Genomic DNA, 9,815 nt, shown 5'->3' on the forward strand with positions numbered 1-9,815 from the left:
TGAGGAACAGGTGTGTCTCGCGGTTCCAGGACGGGTGGTGGGGATCGAGGAACGCCACGGGGCCCGGACGGCCGAGGTCGATTTCGGAGGTGTGCGCAAGGACGTCTGCCTGCAGTACCTGCCCGAGATCACGGTCGGCGAGTACGTGATCGTGCATGTGGGGTTCGCGATCCAACGGCTGGACGAACGGTCGGCGTTGGCGTCGCTGGCCACCTTCGCGCGGATGGGACTCCTGACCGAGGAGTTGGGTGACGGTGCGGACGGTGTGAGTGCCACGGCCCGCGGGGCCGGCGAGGAGGAGGGGATGACGCGGTGAGGTATCTGGAGGAGTTCCGGGATCCGGAGCTGGCCGGTCGGCTGCTGGAACAGATCCACGCGACGACGACCCGCCCATGGTCGATCATGGAGGTCTGCGGTGGGCAGACCCACTCGCTCATCCGGCACGGTATCGATCAGCTTCTGCCCGAGGGCATCGAGATGATCCACGGTCCCGGCTGCCCGGTGTGCGTGACCCCGCTCGAGATCATCGACAGGGCTCTGGAGATCGCCGCGCGGCCGGGCGTCATCTTCTGCTCCTTCGGCGACATGCTGCGGGTACCGGGGAGCGATCGGGACCTCTTCCGGGTGAAGAGCGCGGGTGCCGACGTCCGGGTGGTCTACTCCCCGCTGGACGCCCTGACGATCGCCCAGCGCAACCCCGATCGGGAGGTCGTGTTCTTCGGGATCGGATTCGAGACCACTGCGCCGGCCAACGCGATGACGGTTTTCCAGGCGAAACGGCTCGGCTTGGGCAACTTCTCCCTGCTGGTGTCGCATGTGCTGGTACCGCCGGCGATCGCTGCGATCATGGAGTCGCCGAGCTGCCGCGTCCAGGGGTTCCTGGCCGCTGGTCACGTCTGCAGCGTGATGGGCACCGGCGAGTACCCGGCTCTGGCGCGGCGTTACGGCGTGCCGATCGTGGTCACCGGCTTCGAACCACTCGACCTCCTCGAGGGCATCCGGCGCACCGTGGTGCAGCTGGAGGCCGGCCGACACGAGGTGGAGAATGCCTATCCCCGGGCGGTTCCGGCCGCCGGCAACCCGGCCGCCATCGCGATGCTGCGGGACGTTTTCGAGGTGGCCGACCGGGCCTGGCGGGGCATCGGTGTCATCCTGGGTAGCGGCTGGCGCCTGTCGCCGGCCTACCGCGACTTCGACGCGGAGCTGCGGTTCGCCGTGGCGGATGTCCACACGGCCGAGTCTTCGGCGTGCCGATCGGGCGAGGTGCTCCAAGGCCTGATCAAGCCGCATGAGTGCGTGGCCTTCGGACGGCAGTGCACGCCGCGGACCCCGCTCGGCGCGACCATGGTGTCCTCCGAAGGGGCCTGTGCCGCCTACTACCTCTACCGCCGGATGAGCACCTCTCCGGCGGTTGCGCAGGCCTCGCCGGAAGCGGGACGTGCGCTGGAGGTGGGACGTGCGCTGGAGGTGGGACATGGTGGATGAGGCCGTGACGGCGGTGGATCCGGCCGCGTGGACCTGTCCTGTGCCGTTGGTGGAGTGCCCCACGATCGTGATGGGGCATGGCGGCGGGGGCGCGATGTCGGCCGAGCTCGTCGAGCATCTCTTCCTGCCGGCCTTCGGAGTCGCCGGCGCGGGCGGTCCGGAGGACCTGGGGGATGCGGCCGTGGTCACCGTCGACGGCGCACGGGTGTCGTTCACCACCGACTCCTACGTCGTTCGACCGTTGTTCTTCCCCGGCGGCTCGATCGGCGATCTTGCGGTCAACGGAACTGTCAACGACCTGGCGATGTCCGGCGCCGAACCCCGGTACCTCTCGACCGCGTTCATCCTGGAAGAGGGCACCGAGCTGACCGATCTTGGCCGGGTGGCGGATGCGCTCGGAGCGGCGGCCCGTGTCGCGGGCGTCCGGCTGGTAACCGGTGACACCAAGGTCGTCGATGCCGGTCACGGTGACGGGGTCTACGTCAACACGGCGGGGATCGGCCTGGTTCCCGACGGCGTCGACATCCGGCCCGCTCGGGCCCGGCCGGGCGACGTCGTCCTGGTCAGCGGCGAGATCGGGCTGCACGGGATCGCCGTGCTCAGCTGCCGGGAGGGCCTGGAATTTGCCACGGCGGTCCGCAGTGACACCGCTCCGTTGCACGGACTGGTCGGCGCTATGCTGCGCACCGGTGCGGACGTGCACGCCCTGCGGGACCCGACGCGCGGAGGACTGGCCGCGACACTCAACGAGATCGCGCGGACCGCGCGGGTGGGAATCGTCATCACCGAACGGCATGTTCCCGTTCCCGAGCCGGTCCTCGACGCCTGCAGCATTCTCGGGCTGGACCCCTTCTACATTGCCAACGAGGGCAAGCTCGTGGCGATGGTCGCGCCGCGGGACGCCGATCGGGTGCTTGAGGCGATGCGCGCGTGCCCACTCGGCCGAAACGCGGCCGTGACAGGTATGGTGACCGCGGAACACCCGGGAATGGTGGTCGCGAGGACCGGTCTCGGCGCGAGCCGCGTGGTGGACCTCCCGGTCGGCGAGCAACTTCCCCGAATCTGCTGAATCCCTGAGCTGTTTTCGAGTTGAGGGCGGACCCGTGCATTCTGGTCCGCGCCTCTGTCGCTGAATTCGACGAGATCCTCGGGCAGGTGGAATGGTGACGTGCATGTCTGTCAGTCTCTCGGTGGCGGGCCGGGGCTCAGGGAGTGACTGACCGGCGCGCCGCGGGCGTCCGGCGGAATGCGGCGAGGACGTCCTCCCGACGTTCGGAGACAGGCGTCGGCGGCTCGGGATGGCGACAATCATGGTCAGGTGGCCGGGGACGATGTGGACGTGAACATGGTTGTAAGCGTAGCCCCCTCGCCCGGCAGTGTCGAACACATGTTCGTTCCTGTGATCGCGGATCCGTCTTGGGGGTGTGGTCGTAATCGCGAAAGGATGACCCATCGTTCCGCGTTGAACGTTGGTCTCAACCGAGGTAGCGTGGGTGGGCATTGGCGCGGTTGTTTCCGTCGAGGGTGAGGGTGGATGCGTCGGGCTTGCGGTCGGTTGGGGCTGTGGGGGTATGCTTCACTCTCGAGCCGTCCGGCCCGCCACGTGGCGGTTGGGTGGGCGAAGTGGCGGTGGATAATCGTATGGTCTTTCGGGTGTTGTTGAGGTGAGTCGTGAGTACAGGTAAGGTTCTTCGCTTCGACCATGTTCGGGGTTACGGTTTCATAGCTCCCAGTGACGGAGGAGACGATATTTTCCTACATGCCAACGATCTTCTTGTTGAGAAGAATCTCGTCGTCCCCGGGGCCGTCATGGAGTTCGAGATCGAGGAGGGCGAGCGTGGGCTGAAGGCCAGTTCGGCCCGCATCCTCAGGTCCACACCTGCGGCTTCGGGCCTGGCCGCTCCGGCGCCGACGAGGGGAACCGTCCACGCGGACGATTCCGACGCTCTCTGTGACGTCCTGCCGGTCGGGGAGTTCACCCAGGAAATCACCGAACTGTTGCTCCGGATCGACCCGACCCTGACGGGGACGCAGATAGTTCGGGTCAGAAGCGAGCTGATGGGCGTGGCCGAGAAGTACGGTTGGATCGAGAACTGACGCGTATCCGGGCGCCTTTCCCGTGTCCGGCCGTCTCTTGCCCGGACGTGGGAGGCCTCGGGGCCTCGGGGGCGGGAGGATCTGGATCGCGCGGGCGGTCCGGCGGAGCCGGGCAGGCGCCGTCGTTCGGCGTCCCGCGCGGCGGCGGTTCTTCCCGCCGGGGGGAACCTACAGCTCGACGAAGCCGGACACGCAGGTGATCGTTTCGCCGCCGATCCAGACCGTGCCGTCCGCATCAGCGGAGATGTGCACCCGTCCGGTCCGGTGGAGCAGTGTTCCCTGGCTCACCGTGTAAGGCGCGCTCGCTCGTCCGGTCCGGAGCAGCCATTGGGCGACGGACGCGTTGAGGCTTCCGGTTACCGGATCCTCCCTCATCGTGCCGTTCACGGGGAAGAAGGCCCGAACTTCGAACGTCTCGGTCGACTCTGGCGGATACGGGCCGAGCACGCCGAGATGCAGGTCGACGATGCCCGGTTGCAACGCGAGGACCGCCTCGGCGCTGTCGAGCAGAACAGCAATCCATCCCGGCCCGTTGTCCGCCCACTCGGCGGCCACGATGTCGTCGCGGGCGATGCCCAGCACCGTGCTGATGCGCTGGATGAGTGCCTCCTCGACCGGCCTCGAGCGTCGCAGCGGGGGTGCGGCGAACGCGAGTCCGTCCGCGGTCCGCCGAACGGGAATAAGCCCGGCACCGCACTCCTGAACGACCACATCGCCCCGTTCGGCCGGAGGCCGGGTGGTCAGCCAGGCGTGGCAGGTACCCAGCGTGGGATGCCCCGCGAAGGCCAGCTCGGCACCGGGCGTGAAGATCCGGACCCGGTAGTCGGCGTCCGGTGAGGTGGGCGGCAGGATGAAGGTGGTCTCCGAGAGGTTCATCCACCGGGCGAACCGTTGCATCTCCTCCGGGTCGAGTCCCGATCCGTCGAGCACGACGGCTACCGGATTGCCCTGATATGGGGATCTTGAGAAGACATCGATCTGTTGGAAGGGACGCGGCATCGGCCCAGTGTCCCGCGGCCCGCCGGCTGACCGCGCGGATGCGGGCGAGGAATTCCTGGATTCCGATCGCCAGGCGGCTGGAGACGATGGGGCGTCACCAGGAGCGGGCCGGCGCGGGAATGCCTCCGGGTGCATATCAGCATGAAGGCGTGAGTTCCTCCGCCGACACCCATGGCCGACCCCATCACGTCGAGGCGGGTGGCCGCCCGCCTCCGCCAGAACCGCGAGGCCGCCCGGCAGAACCTCCGTGCCACCTCCGTGCCGAACTCGACTTCGAGACCAACCTGCGGTCCGAGGTGTGGTCGCTCCACATCGGGCCGGCGCTCGGGCTTGGCCCCGACGAGGTGGAACGGGACGTTCAGGAGCTCGTCGCGCACGCCCGAGCGGAGATCCGTAACGGCCAGGCCGAGCTGATGGATCCGGGAGTGATGGATCCGGGAGTGCCGTGACGCCTCAGGTTCATCGTCGGCGACGACGCGGATCCGGTACCTGGTGCCAGTACCTGGTGCCCGGCGCCGGGCGCGTGGGGCCAGGTCAATCGAGCGCGACGATTCAACCGAACGCGATGATTCAGTCGAGCGCGACGACGAGACCGCGCAGCTCGTAGGCCGCGATCTCGTCCCGGAGGGTGACCTGAGGTGGGCTGGCCATGCGTAGGCCGTCGAGCATGAACAGCTTGTGCAGGAAGATGTCGGTTTCGTGGATGGCGACGTGTGCGCCGGGGCATTTGTGGGGCCCCTCGCCGAAGCTCAGCCCCGCCGGACTCACGCCGTCGCCGATCGGGCGGGCGGGGCGGACCGTGTACGGGTCGGCGCCGATGGCCTGCGTGTCGACGTTGGTGCTGCTCACCGCGATGTCGATCTGGGCGCCGGCTGGGATCGTCAGCGGGCCGCGTGGGCCCGGTAGGTGGATGTCGGCTGTCGTCCGCCGTTTGAGAGTGGAGATGACCGGTTCCAATCGCAGGAGCTCGTGCAGGATCGCGATCCGTTCGGTCTGGTCGGCGTCGCGGTAGCGGGCGCGCAGTGTGTCGTCGGTGAACAGGTGCCAGGCGGCGACGTTGATGAACTCCCGAGTGGTGATCATTCCTGCGGGTGCGAAGGTGACGCACTCGGCGAAGATCTCGGCGTTGGTGCAGCCTTGATCGATCATGTGTGAGATGAGGTCGTCGGTGCGTCGCCGACGGCGGGCGCGTACCGCGGGGCGCACGTCAGCGAGGTAGAAGGCGAGGGCGTGGCGGTTCTGCCGGATGAACTGCCTGATGCCGCGGATGCTGGTGACATTCGGCGGTCCGAGGTCTCCTTGGGCGAACCGTTCCAGGCGGGCGGCCATGCCGGGGCGGCTGTTGGTGAGGCTGATCACCGCCGCGGCGACCTCGACGGCGAGGGCGAAGCTGAGCTCGGACAGGTCGACGCTCCGCTCGCGGCGCAACCGGTCGATCTGCTCGTCGGCGACGCGGTGCATCAGCTCGCGGTAGTGCTCGTCGACCCTGCGTAGAGTGAAGAATCGTGCGGTCAGCCGGCGGCGTTCCCGGTGCTCGGGGCCGTCGCTGTGCAGCACCGGCCGGCGGATCCGCTTGGGGATCGCCTTAGAGGCGTCGATACCGAGGCCGGCCTGCTTGGTTTCCAGGCTGCGCAGCACCGCCTGTCCGGCGGCGTACCCGCTGATCCGCCATACGCCGTCGGCGCCCTGCACGACCGGGCATCCGCCGTTCGGGTCTTCGCGGTTGATCTTGCGTGCCGACGTCCCGACGTCGGTCACCACGGGATCCGCCATGGATTCTCCTTCCCAGGGCACTCCGGAAACCGACCGGGGGCGCGGCTTCAGGGCCGTCATGACTGACCGGTGAGGCGATGGAGTGCTGCTGATGTCTATCGAATCGTTGGTGGATGCGAGGGAAAGCCTCCGCCGCCCCTGCGGCTGGCTTGTTCGGGTAACGGCTCGAGGCGGAGCCGGGTGGCATCGGAGGAAGCCGTCGGCCGGACGCCCGAAACCTCTTGTAATGGCCTGTGCGCCGGCAATGGTGCCCTCGGCGCGGGGAATCCGTGACGGTCCCGGCCGTGACGGTCCGCCAGGTTCGGCGGCATGCCTCAACGGTTCTGGCCGCTTTTCACGCTCCGCTTTTCACGCTCCGGGTCCGGGTCCCGTCCGACTTTACCGGAAGGATTGGGAGGGTCGGCGCATTCGTGCCATCATTCGTGCCCTCATTCGTGCTCTCCGGAGTCGAAATGAAATAACTTGCGCGTTTCGAACCCTCCACAGGCCTGTGACCTGCGATGATGCTCTCGATCACGTATTTGTTACTTCATTACGTCCCCTCCGGGGCGCAGCAGCGGGCCGTGATCTGACTACCCAATTGTGTCGGTTGGTGGGCGGGGCGTTCACGCCGAGCGTGGTCACGGCGCTTTTTCGGAAGCTCGCCGTCATGGTCTACGGCAGGCCCGGCAAGGCGATCGCGACGGGAATCACGTGTCGCGCCCTTCCGTGCCGCGTGAAGGATTTTACGCCGATCGGGACGCCCTCCGCGTCCCGCCGTACTTCCCGTCGGATGCCACCTCGGTGGTGCAGGTGACGCCCTTCCCGGCAGTGACCGCGCCACTGAACGTGAATGTTCCGGCGCCGGACGCAGATAGTGAATGCAGATAGCGAATACATTATCATCTGGTATCTCGGTCGCCCGGCGTGGCCGGCGTCCGGCCGGACCGGCCGAGTTGTGGGGAGCAAGGCACGGTCCAGGGACCGCGGACCGTGCTCAGGTCCCCCAGATTCGCCGGCCGAAGGCCAGTCGAAGGATCGTGGGCGCCGCCTGAGTGAGCGGGTGCGAGCGGGTGCGGTGGGAGGCCGGCGCACGGTTTGCGCGGTTTGTTTAGTTCGTGCCGTCCGGGCGGGGTGAGAGGACCGCCGATACCGCCGCCGGCCCCGTACCGGACCGGGAGATGGCCACCCTGGCCACGGCCACCCTCGCCGTCGCGCTCCGCGGGTTCACCTCCGTGAACTTGGGCGTCAGATCCGGTGTTCGGTAAGTACCTCGGCGGTGAGTTCCTGGGCTTTCTGGGCGCGGTCGGGTTGCGCGAGGTGGACGGCCACGAACAGGGCGTCGAGGACCGTCGTGTGGATGATGCGGCTGCTCATGGCCTCGACTCGGTAGTTTGTTTCGCTGCTGCCGGCGACGAGGGCTACGTCGGCCAGCCTCGTCAGGGGGGATCGGAAGAAGCTGGTGAGGGCTATGGTCGTGGCCCCCGCCGCGCGCGCCGCGGCGGCGCCGGCCAGGGTTTCGCGGGTCTGCCCGGTGTGGCTGATGGCCAGGCAGGCGGAGGCGGGGGGCAGCAGGCGCGCGGCCACATGTTGGACGTGGGCGTCGGCGGGGGCTTCGACGAGCAGGCCGAGGGTGCGAAAGCGGTAGGCGGCGTCCTGGGCGAGGGGGGCGGACGTCCCCGCGCCGATGAGCAGGACCCGGTCAGCGCGATGCAGGGCGTCGACCGCGCGGGCGAATGCCGTGCGGTCGACGGTGCGGGTGGTCTCGGACAGGGCCGCCTCGGTGCTGCGGAGGATCTTCTCCAGGATGGTGGCAGGGGAGTCGGCGTGAGTGACGTCTTCGTGAAGGCCGCGTTCGGGGGGAATCGCTTCGCCGGCGAGACGGATCTTGAGGTCGGCGAAGCCCTTGAGGCCGAGGTCCTGACAGAACCGGACCACGGTCGCGACGGAGGTGCTGGTCCGATCGGCGAGATCGGTGACGGTGAGGTGAACGATTTCCCTCGGGTCACTGAGGATCAGCTGGCCGATCTTGCGACCGCTGGGAGTGAGGGTCGGCAGGCAGGCGCGTAGGTGCGCGATGGTGCCGCCCGGCTCGGGGAGGGGTTGGGCGGGCTCGTCGATCGCCTCGACGGCCGTCGGTCCGGTCATGGTCTCTCCCAACGTCGTCGCCATCCTCGCGCTTTCCGGCTTCCGGCTTGCCGGTGGTGTACTGCCATCTGCCGCACGGGTTGGATGAAGATCTGTTTCTTCGGTAGAAATCATACTGTATGAAAGTTCTATCCATCTAATAGATCCTGTTAAGAGGATGTTTCCTTCTGCTGTCTACGGTCGTCTACGGTCATGGCCGTGGATCAGGGCGGGGGCAGTCGATGGGGAGGTCGGGCGGATCGTCGGGGCGCCGTCCACCGGCTTGCCACTCGGTAAGCCGGTCATCTTCGGATAGCGCCAGGGAGATCCGAGCGTCGTAGCTGGCAAGGTTGGATTACGCGATAGAAATTCGTTACTCGAAATTGTATCAGTTAGGTGATTTTTTATAAAAGGGTGAAGCGTGAGTCTGCCAAGCGGATCCATGGCCCGGCTGGGGTCGCACGTGACCGCCGATCTCGACCGGTGGCGCGGGACGGGAGTCTGGCTCGTCGACGGCTTCCTGCCGGGAGACGATCTGGCCCTGCTGCGCCGATGGGCCCAGGAGGTCGAAGACTGGCCACCGGCCCCCGGCCGGCAGCGCCCCCAACCACTCCGGCCACTCCCGCCGCACGCTCTACCTCACCTACAACCGGCTGTCCGACGGCAACCGGCGCGACACCTATGGAGCCCTGCTGTCGTGTCGGTCGTAGAGTTCCGGCCCGGAACTCTACTCGGGAGGACACCACCTGACCGAGCGCAACCCGGGCCATCGCCAACTCCAGGGTCTGGCGAGTACTGCAGGGTCTGGCACGTACTGCACACCGACCACCGGCGTCCGCTCCCGACCTGTCGGTCGGTATTCTCCGTGATCCGGGCGCTCTCTTTCTATTCCATGAGTTCTGCGTAACCCTCCTTATCACCCTCCTTGGTTCCGGCGGTGCCGGGTGGGCCCGGTCCCGGCCGATCCAGTTTTCCGCACCGACCATTCTGGCGTGCTGGCGGCCATCATCCTGCACACACCACATCCGCGGACCCGGCCCGTTCGGAGAGCCCGACATAATCGTATCGCCGTCCTCCGTCTTCCTGGTGAGGACAGGTGAGTCGGAACATGCCGGCCGAACAGCTTTCGCCGACGTCTCCTGGTGGGTGCGGAAAAAATCCCCGGCACACACGGCACGGGGCGGACCGTCCGTGCCCGGTTCCCGCCGCCGTGTTAGCCCGGACGGGGTACATGGTGAGATCGTGCGGGGTAGCACGAGGACGTCGCAGAGTACTGTCGCCAGAGCGATTCAACGTACACGTACGCCGATAAATTACGCAGGGAAGGGGCGTCCCGCTATGGAGTCGAAATGAAA

Annotated in this window: 7 protein-coding genes and 1 pseudogene; 5 read left to right on the plus strand and 3 right to left on the minus strand. The window is 67.4% G+C overall.

Translation table 11 applies throughout. The features are described 5' to 3' along the window. The first annotated feature begins 10 nt into the window (after positions 1 to 10). From ACY5KJ_RS07450 to ACY5KJ_RS07465, 4 genes are all read left to right on the plus strand, one after another. Positions 11 to 316: a HypC/HybG/HupF family hydrogenase formation chaperone gene (locus tag ACY5KJ_RS07450; protein ID WP_462186347.1), complete on the plus strand. Its 306-nt coding sequence runs from the start codon at positions 11 to 13 to the stop codon at positions 314 to 316. Beyond that, complete coding sequence (gene hypD / locus ACY5KJ_RS07455) at positions 313 to 1,485, plus strand: hydrogenase formation protein HypD (RefSeq protein WP_462203052.1); 1,173 nt, start codon at positions 313 to 315, stop codon at positions 1,483 to 1,485. Before ACY5KJ_RS07450 ends, hypD begins: the two co-directional genes overlap by 4 nt. Then, a complete protein-coding gene (gene hypE / locus ACY5KJ_RS07460; RefSeq protein WP_462203053.1) occupies positions 1,475 to 2,554 on the plus strand; it encodes a hydrogenase expression/formation protein HypE in 1,080 nt (359 codons plus the stop codon). Before hypD ends, hypE begins: the two co-directional genes overlap by 11 nt. Positions 2,555 to 3,156: 602 nt before the next feature. Then, positions 3,157 to 3,582 carry a cold-shock protein gene (locus tag ACY5KJ_RS07465; RefSeq protein WP_462186345.1) on the plus strand — a complete coding sequence of 142 codons (426 nt, stop codon included), beginning with the start codon at positions 3,157 to 3,159 and terminating at the stop codon, positions 3,580 to 3,582. 168 nt (positions 3,583 to 3,750) lie between these two features. Here the strand turns inward: ACY5KJ_RS07465 and ACY5KJ_RS07470 are convergent, their stop codons facing one another. Beyond that, a complete protein-coding gene (locus ACY5KJ_RS07470) occupies positions 3,751 to 4,581 on the minus strand; it encodes a PhzF family phenazine biosynthesis protein (protein WP_462186344.1) in 831 nt (276 codons plus the stop codon). 251 nt (positions 4,582 to 4,832) lie between these two features. On the opposite strand from ACY5KJ_RS07470, the pseudogene ACY5KJ_RS07475 reads away from it, so the two are divergent. Next, positions 4,833 to 5,030: pseudogene (locus ACY5KJ_RS07475) on the plus strand (DUF1003 domain-containing protein); the annotation flags it as partial. A 121-nt stretch (positions 5,031 to 5,151) separates the two neighbouring features. On the opposite strand, the gene ACY5KJ_RS07480 reads toward ACY5KJ_RS07475, so the two are convergent. Beyond that, positions 5,152 to 6,354, minus strand: a complete 1,203-nt coding sequence (locus ACY5KJ_RS07480; protein WP_462186343.1) for a cytochrome P450 — start codon at positions 6,352 to 6,354, stop codon at positions 5,152 to 5,154. A gap of 1,227 nt (positions 6,355 to 7,581) precedes the next feature. After that, on the minus strand, positions 7,582 to 8,481 hold the full coding sequence (locus ACY5KJ_RS07485; RefSeq protein WP_462203054.1) for a MurR/RpiR family transcriptional regulator: 900 nt from the start codon (positions 8,479 to 8,481) through the stop codon (positions 7,582 to 7,584). Positions 8,482 to 9,815 lie beyond the last annotated feature (1,334 nt).

The organism is Frankia sp. CcWB3, from assembly GCF_977927595.1.